This is a genomic window from Vibrio sp. Vb339 (assembly GCF_902751245.1).
GTDB classification, from domain to species: Bacteria; Pseudomonadota; Gammaproteobacteria; order Enterobacterales; family Vibrionaceae; genus Vibrio; species Vibrio coralliirubri.
Genome location: NZ_CADDIS010000001.1, coordinates 396,751 through 414,173 on the forward strand (window position 1 = coordinate 396,751; position 17,423 = coordinate 414,173).

General features: G+C 46.6%; 21 protein-coding genes. 15 read left to right on the forward strand and 6 right to left on the reverse strand.

Annotated features, from left to right (window positions below):
• Positions 1 to 15: 15 nt before the first annotated feature.
• From flhB to HRQ85_RS01820, 6 genes are read right to left on the reverse strand one after another with little or no spacing between them, the layout of a single operon-like run.
• The gene (flhB, locus tag HRQ85_RS01795) at positions 16 to 1,155 is read right to left on the reverse strand and encodes a flagellar biosynthesis protein FlhB (protein ID WP_061037790.1); all 1,140 of its coding nucleotides are present in this window, start codon (positions 1,153 to 1,155) and stop codon (positions 16 to 18) included.
• Positions 1,148 to 2,023, reverse strand: coding sequence for a flagellar biosynthetic protein FliR (gene fliR, locus HRQ85_RS01800; RefSeq protein WP_367646124.1), 876 nt, complete (start codon positions 2,021 to 2,023; stop codon positions 1,148 to 1,150). The genes flhB and fliR overlap by 8 nt, the downstream gene beginning before the upstream one ends.
• The gene (fliQ, locus tag HRQ85_RS01805) at positions 1,933 to 2,202 is read right to left on the reverse strand and encodes a flagellar biosynthesis protein FliQ (protein ID WP_048610132.1); all 270 of its coding nucleotides are present in this window, start codon (positions 2,200 to 2,202) and stop codon (positions 1,933 to 1,935) included. The genes fliR and fliQ overlap by 91 nt, the downstream gene beginning before the upstream one ends.
• On the reverse strand, positions 2,199 to 2,939 hold the full coding sequence (gene fliP / locus HRQ85_RS01810; protein ID WP_061037791.1) for a flagellar type III secretion system pore protein FliP: 741 nt from the start codon (positions 2,937 to 2,939) through the stop codon (positions 2,199 to 2,201). Before fliP ends, fliQ begins: the two co-directional genes overlap by 4 nt.
• A gap of 26 nt (positions 2,940 to 2,965) precedes the next feature.
• Positions 2,966 to 3,349, reverse strand: coding sequence for a FliM/FliN family flagellar motor switch protein (locus HRQ85_RS01815; protein ID WP_048610127.1), 384 nt, complete (start codon positions 3,347 to 3,349; stop codon positions 2,966 to 2,968).
• Complete coding sequence (locus tag HRQ85_RS01820; RefSeq protein ID WP_048610125.1) at positions 3,342 to 4,109, reverse strand: FliM/FliN family flagellar motor switch protein; 768 nt, start codon at positions 4,107 to 4,109, stop codon at positions 3,342 to 3,344. The genes HRQ85_RS01815 and HRQ85_RS01820 overlap by 8 nt, the downstream gene beginning before the upstream one ends.
• A gap of 171 nt (positions 4,110 to 4,280) precedes the next feature.
• On the opposite strand from HRQ85_RS01820, the gene HRQ85_RS01825 reads away from it, so the two are divergent.
• The 15 genes from HRQ85_RS01825 to HRQ85_RS01895 all read left to right on the forward strand — a co-directional run bounded on the left by HRQ85_RS01825 (position 4,281) and on the right by HRQ85_RS01895 (position 17,415).
• Positions 4,281 to 4,628 (forward strand): flagellar basal body protein, encoded by a 348-nt coding sequence (locus tag HRQ85_RS01825; protein WP_048610376.1) that lies wholly within the window; start codon positions 4,281 to 4,283, stop codon positions 4,626 to 4,628.
• Between the two features lie 20 nt (positions 4,629 to 4,648).
• Positions 4,649 to 5,077 (forward strand): flagellar basal body rod protein FlgC, encoded by a 429-nt coding sequence (gene flgC / locus HRQ85_RS01830; RefSeq protein ID WP_048610123.1) that lies wholly within the window; start codon positions 4,649 to 4,651, stop codon positions 5,075 to 5,077.
• Between the two features lie 36 nt (positions 5,078 to 5,113).
• Positions 5,114 to 5,782, forward strand: coding sequence for a flagellar hook capping FlgD N-terminal domain-containing protein (locus HRQ85_RS01835; protein WP_050643541.1), 669 nt, complete (start codon positions 5,114 to 5,116; stop codon positions 5,780 to 5,782).
• A gap of 152 nt (positions 5,783 to 5,934) precedes the next feature.
• The gene (gene flgE / locus HRQ85_RS01840; protein WP_048610121.1) at positions 5,935 to 7,161 is read left to right on the forward strand and encodes a flagellar hook protein FlgE; all 1,227 of its coding nucleotides are present in this window, start codon (positions 5,935 to 5,937) and stop codon (positions 7,159 to 7,161) included.
• A gap of 4 nt (positions 7,162 to 7,165) precedes the next feature.
• Positions 7,166 to 7,900, forward strand: a complete 735-nt coding sequence (locus HRQ85_RS01845) for a flagellar hook-basal body complex protein (RefSeq protein WP_048610119.1) — start codon at positions 7,166 to 7,168, stop codon at positions 7,898 to 7,900.
• Positions 7,901 to 7,911: 11 nt separating this feature from the next.
• Positions 7,912 to 8,697, forward strand: a complete 786-nt coding sequence (flgG, locus tag HRQ85_RS01850) for a flagellar basal-body rod protein FlgG (protein ID WP_172378512.1) — start codon at positions 7,912 to 7,914, stop codon at positions 8,695 to 8,697.
• A 134-nt stretch (positions 8,698 to 8,831) separates the two neighbouring features.
• Positions 8,832 to 9,467: a flagellar basal body L-ring protein FlgH gene (flgH, locus tag HRQ85_RS01855; protein ID WP_048610372.1), complete on the forward strand. Its 636-nt coding sequence runs from the start codon at positions 8,832 to 8,834 to the stop codon at positions 9,465 to 9,467.
• Entirely contained in the window at positions 9,467 to 10,594 is a 1,128-nt protein-coding gene (locus tag HRQ85_RS01860) for a flagellar basal body P-ring protein FlgI (RefSeq protein WP_050651147.1), read from the forward strand. The genes flgH and HRQ85_RS01860 overlap by 1 nt, the downstream gene beginning before the upstream one ends.
• Positions 10,594 to 11,112: a rod-binding protein gene (locus HRQ85_RS01865; RefSeq protein ID WP_172378513.1), complete on the forward strand. Its 519-nt coding sequence runs from the start codon at positions 10,594 to 10,596 to the stop codon at positions 11,110 to 11,112. Before HRQ85_RS01860 ends, HRQ85_RS01865 begins: the two co-directional genes overlap by 1 nt.
• Positions 11,112 to 12,491 carry a flagellar hook-associated protein FlgK gene (flgK, locus tag HRQ85_RS01870; RefSeq protein WP_172378514.1) on the forward strand — a complete coding sequence of 460 codons (1,380 nt, stop codon included), beginning with the start codon at positions 11,112 to 11,114 and terminating at the stop codon, positions 12,489 to 12,491. The genes HRQ85_RS01865 and flgK overlap by 1 nt, the downstream gene beginning before the upstream one ends.
• 10 nt (positions 12,492 to 12,501) lie before the next feature.
• The gene (gene flgL, locus HRQ85_RS01875; RefSeq protein WP_172378515.1) at positions 12,502 to 13,386 is read left to right on the forward strand and encodes a flagellar hook-associated protein FlgL; all 885 of its coding nucleotides are present in this window, start codon (positions 12,502 to 12,504) and stop codon (positions 13,384 to 13,386) included.
• Entirely contained in the window at positions 13,383 to 14,285 is a 903-nt protein-coding gene (locus tag HRQ85_RS01880) for an OmpA family protein (protein WP_086968993.1), read from the forward strand. The genes flgL and HRQ85_RS01880 overlap by 4 nt, the downstream gene beginning before the upstream one ends.
• A 20-nt stretch (positions 14,286 to 14,305) precedes the next feature.
• Positions 14,306 to 14,689: a flagellar hook-basal body complex protein FliE gene (locus HRQ85_RS01885; RefSeq protein ID WP_050643537.1), complete on the forward strand. Its 384-nt coding sequence runs from the start codon at positions 14,306 to 14,308 to the stop codon at positions 14,687 to 14,689.
• Positions 14,690 to 14,703: 14 nt separating this feature from the next.
• A complete protein-coding gene (gene fliF / locus HRQ85_RS01890; RefSeq protein WP_061037797.1) occupies positions 14,704 to 16,377 on the forward strand; it encodes a flagellar basal-body MS-ring/collar protein FliF in 1,674 nt (557 codons plus the stop codon).
• Positions 16,378 to 16,410: 33 nt separating this feature from the next.
• The gene (locus HRQ85_RS01895) at positions 16,411 to 17,415 is read left to right on the forward strand and encodes a FliG C-terminal domain-containing protein (protein ID WP_048610108.1); all 1,005 of its coding nucleotides are present in this window, start codon (positions 16,411 to 16,413) and stop codon (positions 17,413 to 17,415) included.
• The last annotated feature ends 8 nt before the right edge of the window (positions 17,416 to 17,423 follow it).

Below are 17,423 nucleotides of genomic sequence, written 5' to 3' on the forward strand. Positions count from 1 at the left end.
TACTGGAGTAGCGGCCTAATCGTTTGGATCGGACCATGATTTAGGAATGTTGAAGTGGGGCAAATTGGTGGGTTTGTTTCTTTCTCCTTTGCGCCATGCTTTTAGCTGATTCACATAAGTTAGGATGTGCGCTATTGCGACAAAGAGTTGGTTTGGAACCATTTGGTCGATTTGAGTGGTGTTGTAAATCGCCCTGGCAAGTGCAGGGCTCTCGACGACTTCAACCTCGTTTTTAGTCGCAAGCTCTCTAATGTAAAGTGCCACATCATCTTGCCCTTTCGCGACAACAAACGGTGCCTCTGCTTGGCTTAAATCATAAATTAGGGCGATGGCATAACGGGTTGGGTTGGTTAACACAACGCTCGCTTTAGGCACGCGCTCATTGGCACTTCTCTTGGCATTTTGAGTCTGTATCTGACGGATTCGAGCTTTAACCTCGGGCCTACCTTCTTGGTCTTTGTGCTCATCTTTGACCTCTTGCTTGGTCATTTTCATCTGTTTTGTAAATTCATGCCGCTGATAAGGGAAATCAAATAAGCCAAACAGTAAGACGATTAAAAGAAGGTAACCCAAGTACTCAATGGTAATGGTTGCTACGGAAAGTACGACGGTATCAAAGTGGGCACTGACTAGGTTGGTGATCACCGAGATGTAGCTCGATATTACCCAATACAGTAGGGTAAAGAACAGAGAGACCTTAATGACGTTCTTAAACAGTTCGACGATTGATTGAGAGGAAAATATGCGTTTCAGTCCTTTGAGTGGGCTTATCTTTTCCCACTTGGGGATCAATAAAGATGGGCTGAATATCCACCCACCAAGTAGCGTTGAGCCGACGATCGCGGCGATCATTTGATAAATCAGTAGCGGGAAAAATAGCGTGATCATCGAAAAAAGCGCGGTGCCTACTAACTCAACGATAGCCATTGGCTGGCTGACCGTTTGGCTATCAAACTGAAAGCTCACCAGAAACAGTTCAATGAAGGTCTGTTTAATCATGTCTACATTCAACACGTAGTAAGCAACGACGCTGACAAGGGTTATTGAAGAAACGAACTCTTTAGCGCGCGGTACTTGCCCTTCTCGTCTAGCTTTGGCGAGCTTATGTTGACTGGGTTGCTCGCTCTTATCTCCGGAGTCTTGATGATCAGACATTAGGCAGCCTCAACATATAGTGCAGATGCTGGTTCAACTCTAATACCAGATCAAAATAGTGATCGCCGATACCGGTTAGGGAGGCCATTAATGCGAATAAGCCAAGTAACATGGTCATTGGGAAACCAAGTGCAAAGACATTAAGAGACGGTGCCGCTTTGTTCATTAGACCAAACGTGATGTTGCTCAATAGCATCACGACAATAGCAGGCACCGCTACCAGTAAGCCGGTCGCAAACATCCAAGAGACCATTTTCAAGACGTATTCAATGCTGTTGAAAGGGAAGGCTGAATTGAGAGGCCAATATTCAAAGCTTTCTTTAAACACAAGCAGCATCACTAGGTGTCCATCTAAAGAGAGGAAAAGCAACATAGAGGTGATGAACATGATTCTGCCAATGATGGCGATACTAACGCCATTGGCAGGGTCATTCATTATTGCCATGGCTAACCCCATTTGCATGGAAATCGCCTGCCCCGCAATTGAAAAAATAGTGAAAAATATCATCACTGCAAAGCCAATTAAAAAACCAAATATGAGTTGGTAAAAAGAGAACAGTAGAGTGTCGATGCTGAAAGGGTTAAATGGAGGAACCTCCTTCACCAAGGGAGCGAGAAGCAAAGAAAAAATAAAAGAAAACAGCAACTTAACTCTTACCGGTATCGCGTTATCACCAAAAAATGGTGCGATAAGAAAAAGCCCAGTAAATCGGACAAATGGCCACCAGAGTATCCCTAGCCATTGGGTGATATCAGTAAAGGTTATTTGCATCAGGGCTAGCCAACCTTGCTTGGTATTGTATTGAAGATAAACAAGAATAGGTCGTTGATCTCTTGTAATAACCAATGGCCAGAAAGAATGATGCATAACAGAGTTACTAATAGCCTAGGAAGGAAGCTAAGGGTTTGTTCATTGACTTGAGTTACCGCTTGGAAAATTGCTACGACCAAACCCACGACAAGGCTAGGCACGATAAGAACCGACACCATAAGAATGATCAGCCAGATTGCTTGGCTTACCAGAGTGACGGCTTCTTCCGGACTCATCCACTTATCCAAAAACTGTTGGCTAAACTCCCCATGAGTAAGCCCCAGCCATCGACGATGACAAATACCAGCAGTTTAAAAGGCAGAGAGACAATCAAGGGCGACAACATCATCATCCCCATCGACATCAGAACAGAAGCCACCACTAAATCGATGACCAGGAAGGGCAAAAACAACATAAAGCCAATTTGAAAGGCGGCCTTGAGCTCGCTCAGTAGATAAGCCGGCAGTAATACTAAGAAGGGAATATCCTGATCGGACTCTATGGAGCTTTCGCCTGCTATTTTGGAGACTTGTTCGAGTGCCTTACGTTGCGTTTGGTCCAGCATGTATCGACGCAGCGGCTTTTCTGCTGTGGCTAACGCTTCCATCAAGGACACTTCATCGTTCGAGTATGGAATGTAAGCGGTATCGTAAATCTTGGTCCAGACTGGCCTCATGATCAGCAAAGTAAAAATGAGTGCAATCCCCACAAGTACCTGATTTGGCGGCGTTTGTTGCAGGCCGAGCGCTTGCCTTAAAATGGCCAAGACAATGACGATTCGCGTGAAGCTGGTGCACATGATCACGAAAGCTGGAACGAAGCTCAGTAATGTCATCAGGATTAGAATCTGCAATTTAATGCTGTATTCAGTGCCGTCAGATGTGGTTGTTTCACTGAGAATCGTCAGCCCTTCTGCGTGCGATGTACTCGCGAATAACGCAAAAGCTAGCGTGAAGAATATTCGTTTTGGCATCGTACTCTTTGCGTTATTCAAAGGAGCTACTTACTTGGTTTCTTGATGATGCTCAGTAATCTAACGCCATACTGACCATTCTTGGATACTATCTCCCCCGTGCCAAACGCGGTGCCGTTGATCTTGATATCGACGGGGTCGCCTTCATGTTTTTCCAGCATCACGACACTGCCTGCTTTTAAATTCAGTAGCTCATCTAATATCAATGTCTTACGTGCAACCTCAACGGTGATGTCGACAGGGATACTTTTTAGCAGAGAGATGTTACTCATATGCTCTTTGTCGTCTCCCAAGTCCAAGTCGTCGGTAAGATCATCCAAATCTAAGTCATCAAGATCTGGTAATTCATCATGAAGGTTTAAGTCGCTCATTGAGCTGTCAATGTTGTGTGTCTCTTTGTCGTTAGCCATCGATTTCGACTCCCAGTTCAGAGTTTATGGATTGAAGTTTGCCAAAAAAAGTAGGGTGTCCGTTGACCTTGACCGTGAGGTTTTTGCACAAGGTCATGGGCATAAAATCCCCGGGTTTTAGCTGAGAAAGCTCATGGAGTGTGCACTGCCGGTGAAGCATGACGCACCCTAGCTCAACGGGCTGATAGCGTAAGTTGTCGAGTATCTCTTCCCGATCAAAGGTTTCGTTACTTTCCATCATGTCGCGCAGCTTTTTCACGTATTTGTTGTCGATCATGAAGGTCAGATCGAGCTGTTGGTCGTCGAACTCAAACGTAATGGTGACACCAATGTCAGAGGGCTGATGGTCTGTGTGCTCAATGGCGTAGTGATTGGCATCGGCAGTCAGCGCGTTGGTTATCGCCATGGCGAATTTTTGAAAAAGCCTTAGGTGGGTTTGGGTTAGCGCAATGTCGTTATTGCTACGCTTTGATTTCTTGAGTGGTAACGGGTTGTTGAGGTGCTTGTGTAGCAGAATATCGGCAGCTTGTGGCGCAATAAAGAAAAAAACATGCCCAAATTCCTCAATATGAAGAACGGTTTTGATGCTATTTGCTGGAGGTCGACGAGCTTCTGAAAACGTCGCTTTTACGTGACGGCCCGCAAAGTTAAACTTAAAAATATCAATAATTTCTGTAGAGAAATGGCTTGAGTGCCTTAACAGAAACTTACGCATTTTTATGCTCGGATTTCCGAATTCAGTTAATGATAACTTCTTCATGTCAAGTACCAATTGTTGGTTTTTGCGGTCATTCTCAAATTTGACACGCTAATTAATCCTAACTATAGGTTAAAGCAATCTCATTTCAACTTCGGTTGTGAGAGAAAATATAAAAAGTTAAAGGCCTACTTCTTAAAAGGATTAAGGCCAAACAACGACGAGGCTAGGGCAATGATTCACTTAGACGATGCGCTTGGGGTACACCCCAAAATGGTGCAGTTTCGTTTGGACAGAGCGGCAGTATTGAGCTCCAATATTGCTAACGTGGACACGCCTAATTACAAAGCGATGGATCTAAGATTCGAGGCGGTACTCAGTGGTATTGGTCACTCAAAAGACTGGTACATAGGTACGACGGCTCAATATCGGATTCCTGTGCAAAGAACACGAGATGGCAACACTGTTGAGCTAGAAAATGAGCAAGCTAGGTTCGCAAAAAATGTGATGGATTATCATCAGAGCCTTGCGTTTTTGCAGTCTAAGATCAACGGGATAAAGTCTGCCATCAAGGGACAATAAGTGAATTAGGTAGGGACATCATGGCTTTCTTAGGTATCTACGAGACGGCAGGCTCAGCGATGAGTGCACAGACCGTCAGGCTTAATACTATCTCCAGTAATTTGGCGAATGCCGATTCAGTATCTGGTGACCCATCAAAAGTCTATAAACCGCTGAAACCGATTTTCTCAGCAGTCTATAACCACTTCAATGCACAGCAAACTCAACAGCAAGGTGTGGTTCCGATTCGCATTGCCGATGTTGTTGAAGTCTCTTCAATGATGGAAGGCCGTTATGAGCCCAACAATCCTCTCTCCAATGACGAAGGGTATGTTTATTACTCTGGCATTAATGTCGTTAACGAAATGGCTGACATGATATCGGCTACTCGTAGTTTTGAAGCCAGCGTAGAAGTGCTCGGCAACGTAAAGTCGATGCAACAATCACTGATGGGGCTTTGGCGTAGTTAATGTAACTGCTGCCAATGACGCCAGAGGAATTACACCATGACGACGATATCCGGTGCGGCGCAGGTCAATAATATTGAGTCTGCGTCAACGATCACCCCTCAAGATAATCCGAATAGTGCGAGTGCATTAAAGAATGAGTTCATTACTTTAATGGTGGCTCAGATTGAAAATCAAGATCCACTCAACCCAACTGACGGCACGGAATATGTCGCACAGTTGGCGCAGTTCTCTCAGGTTGAAAGTACAGAAAACCTTGTTCAGCTGACGCAAAACAACTCGACAATGCTCGATAACTTACAAGTGCTTAGCACCGCAGCGCTGATTGATAAAACAGTGACGGTAAAAAGTGATCGCTTGTCTGCATCGGGTGTTGATCAGCATGCGGGATACGTTGAGTTACAGGCGCCATCGAATACCGTGATACTGGAGTTAGTTGACTCACTTGGCAACGTTAAGTCGATGAACCTTGGCCCGAACAGTGCAGGGCGAGTGGATTACACATTGGATGCGCAAGCCATGGGGCTGACGGGTGAGTACCAAATGCGTATCAAATTGGACAGTGGACAAGATTATCAGCCATCGATTTATCAGCATGGCCAAGTGGAACATGTGACGACACCTCTAATCGGTGGTACCAGTCACTTGCAGGTAAAGGGAGTTGGCATGGTGGCGTTTTATGACGTTGCTGCCTTCTCAAATGAGTAAAGTTTGAAATAGGTTAAAAGATTTTCGCTATATTTTTCGGCTTTTGCCGGTTTTAGTTTGTTTTTTTAAAGTAAGTAAGATGGCGGCTGTCGTTCTTCGCTAGCTAAGTAAACCTGCGGAGATAGCCTCTTTAGCGTGAAGAGGAAGACATTATGAGTTTTAGTATTGCACTGAGCGGGCTTAATGCCTCGAACTCAGAGCTGAACACCATTTCGAATAATATTGCTAATGTTTCTACGACAGGTTTTAAAGAGTCGAGAACCGAGTTTGCTTCCGTTTATAGCGGTAGTGAAGCTGGTGGCGTTGAAGTGGTTGGGGTTTCGCAAAACTTTGAAAAAAGTGGAACGGTTACAGGTACAGGGCGATCTCTGGATATGGCATTGAGTGGTAATGGCTTCTTTGTGCTTGAAGACAGTAAAGGGCAAACCCTCTATACCCGTTCTGGTATTTTCAACATGAATGCCGATGGCGTGATCACAGCAAATAGTGGTGCGGCTCTGCAAGGTTACTCGGTTGATGGCAATAATAATCTGCTGTTGGGTTCGGTAGGCACCGTGCAGATCAGTACTGCATCCTTGCAGGCTAGGGAAACAGATGCCATTGAGTTTGTTGCCAATTTAGATGCCAGAGAGCAAGTTCCCGCCACCGCATTTGATTACAGTGATTCATCCACCTACAACCATTCCTATACCACTCCAGTCTATGACTCTCTGGGTAACCCACATACGGTGAGTCAGTACTTTGTAAAAGGTGCATCCAATGATTGGGATGTCCATGTTTTGGTCGATGGTAAAGCGATTGATGGCGCTGATGCCTTGATACCTGCCGCGTCACCAACTGCAACAGACACTGCAAACTTTACTTTTAATGCCGATGGCACCATTTCGTCAGGGGGAAATTATTCAGTCAGTTTTGACCCTGCGAATGGGGCGAACAGTGTTACGGTTAATATTGATCTTGCTGCGGTCACTCAATTTGGTAGTGACTTCGTTGTCTCCAAAAATAGCCCGAATGGTTATACCTCTGGTGACTATGCCAGTGTTCGTATGGAAAACGATGGTCGTATATTTGCGACCTACACCAACGGCCAATCTCAATTGCAAGGTCAGGTGGTGCTTGCCGACTTTGCTTCTCCTCAAAACATGATCAAAACCAGTGATACTGCTTGGTTGCAAAGCTTCAGTTCCGGTACGCCAGTTCTTGGTACCGCGGGCAGTGGGGTATTCGGTGATTTGACTTCTGGTGCGCTCGAAGGTTCTAACGTCGATCTGACGTCTGAATTGGTGGCCTTGATGACGGCTCAGCGCAACTATCAAGCCAATACCAAGTCGATATCGACATCGGATCAATTGACGCAAGCCTTGTTCAACGTGGTGTAGCGCTATGAATCCTATTTTATTTAGTGCAGCGAAAGGTGCGGAGCGAACCATGCTCGCTCAGCACGTTCGCGCAAATAATCTGTCACATGCGGACACCGTAGGTTTTAAAGCCTTAATGGAGCACTCAACACCGATGCGCCTTGAGGGCTCAGGCTTTCTGACTTCCGTTACTTCCAGAACCAACTCATCGATTAATAACTTTGCTCAGGGTGAAGATATACGTACAGAGCGACCATTGGATATTGCGATCAATGGTGATGGCTTTATTACGCTCGAAGGGCTAGAAGATGAACCTGCTCAGCTCTTTACCCGGGCGGGTAATTTTCGATTGGATGGTAATGGGCAACTCTATCTTGGTGAGCGTCGGGTGATGTCGACAGAAGGTCCAATGGTGTTACCAGATTTTGAGTTTGTGTCGGTGAGCTCGAATGGGTTGGTGTCTATTACCCCAATTGGTGGTGAGGCGTCGCTAGAGGTTGGCGCCCTCAAGCTGGTTAAGCCTGAGAATGAGCAAATGACCATGCATGCCAGTGGTCATTTTGTTCCGAAAGGTGGGCAAGCATTGGCTGAAGATTTTACCGTTCAGGTTCGTTCAGGTTATTTAGAAGCGAGTAATGTCTCCAGTTTAGAAGAGCTGGTCAGCATTATGTCGCTTACTAGACAATACGAAATGCAAATTGAAGTGATGGCATCTGCAGATGAAATCGCTCAGATAGGCAATAAGCTTCTCAAAGCTTAAGGAAGGGAATTATGCACAGTGCCTTATGGATATCCAAAACAGGGATGGCCGCACAAGATGCAAAAATGACGGCTATTTCGAACAACCTTGCCAATATCAATACGGTGGGTTTCAAGCGTGACCGCGTGGTGTTCGAAGATCTTTTTTATAGCGTCGATAAACAAGCGGGTACCGAAACCACAGAGCTCAATGAACATCCAACAGGTATTCAGCTTGGTAATGGTGTTCGAGTGGTCGGCACCGAGAAAGTGTTTACCCAAGGGAATATTCAGAATACGAATCAACAGTTTGATTTAGCTATTTTGGGGGATGGTTTTTTCCAGATAGAGAACTCAGAAGGAGAACTGCTTTATACCCGAAATGGGCAATTTCAAACTAACTCTGATGGGCAGCTAGTCAACACGCAAGGCTATCCTTTGATTCCTGAAGTTGTCATTCCTCCAGAAGCGACCCTAGTCAGCATTACTGCTGATGGTGTGGTCAGCGCCACGATACCGGGCCAAGTTAACCCTGAAGACCTAGGGCAAGTTACCATCGTTAAATTCATGAATCCTGCGGGGCTTTCTGCTCAAGGGGGAAACCTATTTATTGAAACTGAAGGTTCAGGTGAAGCGGTCGAGCTCGTCGCCGGAACAGAAGGTTCAGGCCAATTAAAACAAGGAGCACTTGAAGGGTCGAACGTACAGGTGGTGGAAGAGATGGTCGATATGATCGCCACCCAACGCGCTTATGAGATGAGCGCCAAGATGGTCAGCGCAGCCGATGAGATGCTGCAGTACATCGCGCAACAATCATAGCTTTCGCTTTAACGAGCGAATAGCGATGGTCGTTAGGGAGTTCTGACATGGAAAAGTCAATTAAACCAGGGTTGGGTAAGGCGCATGCAATCTGTGTGATTTATTACCTAACCGTAGTTACCTTGCTGGTGGTGATGGTTGCCGGCTGTGCCGGTCGTCAAGACGATTTTATTCCACCATCGCCGAATGATGAAGCGTATGCACCGCCAGAGCTGGACTATCAAGTGACAAGAGTCAGCAAAGGCAGCCTTTATACGGGAACCACCTCGATGACCCTGTTTCAAGATCGAAGAGCGTACCGTGTGGGCGATATTTTAACGGTGTTGTTGGATGAAAAGACAGAATCAGATAAGAGTGCTTCAACTCAATATGGCAAAGATTCCAGTGCCAACATTACCGCTCCCACATTGGGCAACAAGACGTTTGATGACGTGAGTGCTTCCGTTGATGCCACCCGTGATTTTGATGGTGCTGCTGCCTCAAAGCAAGGCAACAGCTTGTCAGGCTCTATTACTGTCACCGTTTACAACGTCTTGCCCAATGGTGTGCTTAGGGTAAGAGGTGAAAAGTGGCTCAAGCTGAACCAAGGGGACGAATATATTCGTCTGACCGGCAATGTCAGGGTCGATGATATTCAGGCAGACAATACCCTCTCCTCCCAGCGAATCGCTGATGCAAGAATCACTTATGCTGGCCGCGGCTCGTTTGCTGATACCAATACTGCAGGTTGGTTGACCCAGTTCTTCAATTCGCCATGGATGCCATTCTAATGAAATCCCAAATTCGCTTCTACTTAACCTCGTTGGCGTTGCCTTGGTGCTTGCTCTGTTTTACTTCGGTGGTCGATGCAGCGCGGCCGATTGCTGAAGTCGCAGAGGTGTATGGAGACAGACAAAACCAACTTATTGGCTATGGATTAGTTGTTGGCTTGGACGGGTCTGGCGATAAATCGCAAGTGAAATTCACGCAACAATCGGTGGTTAACATGATCAAACAATTTGGGGTGCAACTGGATGATTCCACCAACCCTAAACTGAAAAATGTCGCCGCCGTTAGTGTCACAGCCATGGTGGAACCTCACCAAGGGGCAGGTCAAACCCTGACGGTGACGGTGTCTTCATTGGGAGACGCAAAAAGCTTACGCGGCGGCACCTTATTGCTGACTCCATTACGAGGTATCGATGGCGAAGTGTACGCAATAGCACAAGGCAGTCTGGTTGTTGGTGGCTTCAATGCTACCGGTGAAAACGGAACCAGCATTACAAGGAACACACCGACCGTCGGGCGTATTCCCAATGGCGCGACCTTGGAGCGTGAGGTATCGACCGGTACTGATTTAGAGCCAACGATACGCTTGCAACTCAAACAACCGAATTACGAAACCGCGCTCAATGTTTCCAAAGCCATTAATAAGATGTTCGGCGGGCAGGTAGCCAAAGCGCTCAATAAAGGTCAGATCCAAGTCTCTGCACCGATTGATAGCGAAGACCGAGTGATGTTTGTTGCCATGATTCAAGAGCTTGAGGTTGATGAGGGGCGACGACTGCCTAAGGTCGTGTTCAACTCTCGCACCGGAACTGTGGTGATCAGCCAGAACGTGACGGTGTCTGAAGCGGCGGTCAGCCAAGGCGGGATTACCGTGACGATATTGGAATCTCAATCTGTTTCTCAGCCTGGTGGTGCTTTCAATACTGCTGGAGAAACCGCGATTATTCAGAACTCTCAAGTGAGTGTTGATGAGGAGGATGGGACCACTATGGTTTGGCCGAAAGGGACCAATCTGCAAGAGATCGTTGATGCGATTAACAACATTGGTGCGACACCAGAAGCGCTTATGCAAATTTTGCAGGCACTCGATGAGATAGGTGCCATCAACGGTGATTTGGTGGTGATCTAATGACGAACCTAACGGCTTTGACTCACACGGCGCTTGAACCGATATCGAGTAACCAAGCGACGCCAATACTGGATAACCCAAAAATGGCAGCGTCGGTTAAACATGCTGATCATCCGCTGCCATTTGCAAGAGTAATGATGAATAGAGCGCCTGAAACGGTGCACATGGCGAAAGCCAGTGCAGGTTCAAGCCAAGCTATGACCAACTTTTACTTAGACAACAACGCGCTTGCTAAATTGAAGCATGATAATTCTGCCTCAGGATTATTAGCGGCTTCACAGCAGTTTGAGGCGTTGTTTTTACAACAAATGCTGACCCGAATGCGCTCTGCCAGCCAAGCGCTTAGTGACAAAGATAATCCGTTGTCGATGAAATCAGACGATATGTTTCAGGGCATGCTAGATGCTCAGCTTGCACAACGAATCAGTCGTCAATCGTCGTTTGGATTAGCCGAGATGATTTTTAAACAGTTGTCATCACAAGTTATCGGCCGACCTTTTGATAAGGAGAATCAGTAATGGGAATGACCAACATTGGATTAAGTGGCGCACTCGCCAACCGTGTAGCTCTCAATACAACGGCGCAAAATACCGCTAATGTGAATACCCCTGGGTATAGCCGTCAAATCGTGACGATGGAAGCCAGTTTATCTGGCAATGCCGTGAATGGTATTAACTTAGGCTCTGGCGTTGAGGTTAGCGATATCCTGCGGATTGCCGATCAATCGTCTATTAATCGACTAAGAGAAGCGACGGAATCTGCCCAATATAGCCAAAGCTATTTTAATGGTTTGTCCAATTTGGAGAACTTGTTAGGAGCTGATGGGCTTAGCCTCACACAGGGAATGAATGGATTTTTTGCTGCCATTGATGAGGCCAGTGTGACACCTGAAAGCGTCGCTTTTCGCCAGCAAGTACTGACAAATGCTGATGCTCTAGCGCAGCAGTTTAACGCCGTATCCGCTCAGTTGAGTCAGCAAGAAGCCGCGCAAAGTGAGCGTTATGGCGCACTGGTTACCCATGTGAATAGCCAATTAGAAAGCATCGCTTCTCTAAACCAAAAACTGCAAGAAGATGCGCTGCTCGGCAAGAGCGTTGGTGGCTTACAAGATGCGATGGATAAACACCTCAATGAACTCTCTAAGTCTCTCGATGTTAAGGTGATCTACACCAATGGCGGCGTCGAACTCTCGACACCAAACGGTCAGCCTTTAGTAATTGGTGGTTATGCCGCATCGCTTGAGCGAGACCTATCCAGTGGCGATCCTTACAGCACAGAACTGAACATTACCTTTCAGTCGATGACGACGCCTGTTGATGCTTCGTTAGGTGGAGAGTTAGGGGCGCTCGAAGCGCTAAAAACGAACCAATACGATCCCATCCAAACGCTGCTAGCAGATCTTGCCAAAGGCTTGGCTGATGGAGTGAATACGGCATTGAATTCAGGGTTTGATCTTAATGGTGTAGCTGGTCAGAACTTGTTTACCTACACCCCAGGCAGTGAAGCCTTATCTTTGGCGATTGATCCTAACCTCACTGCACAAGACTTAGCCTTTTCATCGAGTGCGACCCTTGCCGGAAACGGTGACGTGTTGAAAGACCTATCGATGTTGTCACAAACACCACTAACCAATGGCTCTGTGGTGGGAGAAACACCTTACAGCGCCTATTCAGGGTTACTCGGTGATATCGGTATTTTCACTCGACAGGCGCAGAGCGAGGCAACGGCAGCTCAAGTCAGCATGGAAGACGCACAAGTGGCGAGGGATAGTGTCAGTGCGGTTAATTCCGATGAAGAGGCTGCCAACATGTTGCTGTACCTCAACGCTTATGAGGCCAACATGAAAATCATTAGTACGGCGAATCAGATGTTTCAGACCTTGCTAAGAGCATTCTAGGAGAAAAGTGATGCGTGTAACGGACTCCCAATTTAACGCGGTGATGCAGCGTTCATTAATGGACAACAATATCCGCTTGAACAAAGTTTTTGAGCAAATGTCGACCGGGCTGAAGATCAATCATTTATCCGATGACCCGATTGCCGCTGTGCGCCTTGAAGGGCTCAAAAAGACCGTCTCTGACAATCAGCAGTACCAACGCAATATCGAAAACGTGCAGTCACAGCTGACGCGCTACGAAACTAACGTCAACACGCTTGAGGAGCTCTCTCAACAAGTGAACGAACTGCTCCTACAAGGGAAAAACGGTACGCTTGATTCACAGAGTAGAGCGGGGATTGTGCTAGAACTTAAGTCCCTCAAAACGGAAGTGTTGAACACATTGAACCAAGCCAATGACGGCAGTTATCTCTTTTCAGGAACGGATATCAGCACGCCAGCGATCACTACAACACCGCCTTATGCCTTAAATCCCAACTCAGATTATCGTGAAACTAAAGTCGGTGATAATCAATACGTGCCAAGTAACTTAACCATCACCGACACCATAGGTAGCAGTGCAATTTTTACTGATTTAGACAATGCGATAACAGAATTGGAGCTTCCAACTGGGGGATTTACTGCTGCTTTAGATAACGCGCTCAATACCAATCAAGCGCTTCATCAAAGCTTGTTGGTTTCATTAACTGATATTGGGAGTCAATACAACGCCTTAGACAGGCTGAAAGAGACCAGTATCGATATGGTGTTCTTTGCAGAAACCGTTCGCTCTGAGCTAGAGGAACTCGATTATGCAGAGGCATCCGTTGAACTTAACCAAGGTATGATCGCGCTAGAAGCTACGCAAAAAACCTTTGCGCGTGTTGCCGGAATTTCACTGTTTGATTTGTTATGAATAAGTACTTTTGGGCAACCGTTAGCTTGGGCACTTCCTCTGTCTTTCGCCGTGCACTTGGCAAGATGCTGAGCGCATTGCTAATAGGCTGGGGAGTGATGCTGTCGACTCAGGTTTTGGCGCAGCGCTACATTGTTCCGTTCGATAGTGTCGAGTGGCGGTTCACAGAGTCTGTCGATCAGTGTGAACTGAATTCTTTCGATCCTCACACCGGGTTTTCTGTGCAATTCATTTTGTTGGCGGCAAGCCCGATGGAGGTCAGAGTGGAAAAGCGTGGTGTGCGTTCACTGCCGACATCAACGTCATTCAATACTACAGAGCCTGTTTGGGGAACGTCTCAGTCTTACACCACAACCACCATCGAAAGAGTAAACAAGCAAGGGGCCGCTCTCGTGACAGACGATGGCGCAACCTTGATGTTGGATGATATGGCAAGTGGCGCTTGGTTTAACGTTAATGCGATGGACTTTGATGTCTATTTCCCAACCACCAACTTTAAGCCAGCTTTAGAGCAATTTAATGAGTGCCGTTATGGCTTGCCGCCGGTCAACTTCCAGCATGCGCGTCGAGTCGAATTGCGCTTTCAGCAAGGGGCGGTGTCACTTACCGAAGGGCAGAAACGCACCATTAATGATATCAGCACTTTGGTCAAACGAGACTCGAGAATCATTAGAATCCTGATTGATGGTTACACCGACAATTCCGGTGACTCCGTCGCTAATTTACAACTTTCAAAGCAGAGAGGATCCGACGTTGCGCAGTGGTTTATGGGCAATGGCGTGTCAAAGAAAATGATTGAGATACGTGGCCACGGTGATCGTTATCCAAAGTATGACAACACGACTCAGCAAGGCCGGGATAAGAATCGTCGCGTAGAGATTCGGTTAGTGCGCAAGTGATGCAACTGCGAGGGTAAACAATGGAAAAGATGACTGCAGTCCAAATGCAACAAGCAATGTTAGGGAAGATAGAGCAGCAGCAAGAGGTTGCCAGTAATCCGTTCTCTAACCAAGCTGTCACGGGAGCGATGGTGAGAGGCATCACGCATGACAATCACACGGTTAACCCGGTATCCGATAATTCACTGGCGTTCAGCAACACCTTGAAAAGTGTGCTCGATACCGTAGATAGATACCAATCTCATGCTTCGGAAAAAATCACCGCCGTTGAGTTAGGTAAAAGCGATGATTTATTGGGAGCGACGGTCGCATCACAGAAAGCTCAGCTCTCGTTTAATGCATTGATGCAAGTGCGCAACAAGATGGTGTCCAACTTTCAAGACATCATAAAAATGCCAATTTAGGCTAGGGATTAGCGATGGCAGCAGAAGCAGAAACTCAACCCGCGTTGACCAATAATATGGGAGTAGCCAAAGAGAAGCTCACTGAGGCCTCTAGTTGGCTCACGAGGTTTTGGCAAAGTTCACAACGCAACGTCATTATCATCACTATTTTTGCGACGATTACTGCGGCGATCATCGTGATTATGTTGTGGACGTCATCAGAACGGTTTAGACCTCTCTATAGCAAATCAGCGAACTTCGACTCTAGCCAAGTACTGCAAATGTTGGATGAGGAATCAATACGTTACCAGTTGAGTCAGGACGATGGACAAATACTGGTTCCCGAAGGTGACGTCGCCAAAATCCGCATGATATTGGCGTCTAAAGGCTTAAAAGAACAATTGCCGAGTGGCTTTGATTCGCTAGATAGCTCAAAGAGCCTCGGCGAGAGTCAGTTTATGGAGAATGCTCGCTATCGCCATGCTCTAGAGGGCGAGTTAGCACGCAGTATCACCACCATGAGTGCAGTGAGCTTGGCTCGTGTTCATTTGGCCATACCGAAGGAAAGTTTGTTTATGCGTGATGACGCTGAGCAGCCGAGAGCCTCGGTGATTGTGCACATTATTAATGGGATGGACCTTAAGCCGACTCAGGTTGAGTCCATCATTAACTTAGTATCTGGTGCGGTTATTGGACTTAAATCGGAACATGTGCGAGTGGTCGATCAACATGGTCGTTTGTTATCAAATGATGCGACGGTTGGGGACATTACCGTGACGACTGGCAAGCAATCCGATTACAAGCGTAACCTTGAAAAAAACTTGGTCGCTCAAGCGACTGACATGCTGACCCCAATTCTCGGTGCAGCCAACTTTCGAGTTCAAATTGCCAGTGATATTAATTTTTCTAAGGTTGAAGAAACAGAAGAAATCTACGCTGATCCTGTGGTTCGAAAAGAGACCTTATTGAGTGACATGAACGAGTCGTCGATGGCGCTCGGGATTCCGGGGGCATTGAGCAACACACCACCAGTGACCGATGGAGAGCCTCAACCAGAGCCTAACGCCAAGGTCAATCGAAGTGAAACATCGCGTGATTATGCGGTGAGTGGCAAGGTTCGCCATACTCAGCATCAGCAAGGTGTATTGCAGAACCTCTCTGTCTCTATTGTGGTGAACGACTTAGCGAACCCCAATCAAACTTGGGCACCTGAAGAGCTTACTAATGTTGAGAATGTGGTTCGTTCGGCAATAGGGTTCAATACCGAGCGCGGCGACAGCATTCACATCACTCACTTCCCTTTTGTGATTGCCAGTATTCCAGAGCAAGCCCCGATTGCTTGGTTTGAGAACACGCATATTATGCAGCCTCTTAAATATCTACTTGGAGTGATGCTCAGTGGCTTGATGATCATGGTGGTGCTGCGACCTCTAGCACAATACCTTACTAAGTCAGCGGAGCAAGAAGAGCTGGAAGCGGAAAGCATGGAATACGATGACGTCATTACCAAAGAAGAGCGTGCCGCTGATGCAGCCTTACAATCCAAACTGGAATCGTTAGGTATTGATGCAACCGGTATTAAGGCGCTTGATGACAACTTGCCATCTGCGGATAGCCCACTCGAAGTTCAAATTAAACATCTCAAATTAATCGCAAAAGAAGACCCGAATAGGGTGGCTGAGATTTTACGTACTTGGATACAAGCATAACGAATCAAATAAAAGTCAGTAGGGAGAAGGTGCATGGATGGCAAACAAACCTATCAATCAGTGGACGGCGTCGCGATGTTGGTGTTGACCATGGGAGAGGACATCGGTTCTGAAGTACTCAAAGGCTTCACCCATGAAGAGATCAAACAGATCACGCATGCCATGAGTAAAATGAAGGACATCAAAGCCAAAGATGCGCTGGTCTCTTTGTCGGGCTTTTTTGATGATTTTCGTAAGCACTCCGGGATTCTCGGCGGGACACGACAATACATCACCAATGTGCTGGAAAAGACGTTAAACGGCAATTTGGCGAGAGATCTTGTGTCGGAGATTTATGGTGATGAGATCCGCTCACATGCTGAAAAGCTGGCATGGATTCCTCCGGAGCTTTTGGTCAATGATCTCAAGAAAGAGCACATTAACCTGCAAGCGCTATTGATTGCCCACCTCCCTTTGGAATACAGCGGTCGTGTTATGGAGGAGTATGAGGAACAAGAGTGCCATGCGTTAATCCTGCAAATCTCTAAGACACAGGTGTTAACCTCTGGTCTGATGGAGACACTAAAAGACCTTATCGATCGCTGCAAAGTCAATTATCACAGCGGCGGGTCTGCCAGCCTGCAAGGTTCGAAAGTGGTCGCGAACCTTATCAACCGTTATTCCGGTGACAAAAGCAATTTATTCCAATTCCTTCATGATCAAGACGCTGAAGCCGCAGAGCTGGTGGAAGAGGCGATGTTTGATTTCTTCACCCTATTTAATCAAGACCTAGAAACCATCAACCTGATTAACGAAAGAGTCAGCCTGGAGCAATGGGCATATGCCCTCAAAGGTACCAATAAAGATTGTCGCCTTTACATTATTAACTCTATGCCACAACGGGTATCGACAGAGCTCAAAGAAAACCTAGTACGCATTGGTGCTGTGCCGGTCAGTCAGGTTGAGCAAGCACGTAAAGATATCATTGATATAGTCAAACAAATGCAATCGGAAGAGATCATCAAGCTGAACTTTGCTAACGAGCCAAGGTTGACCTAATCGGAGAT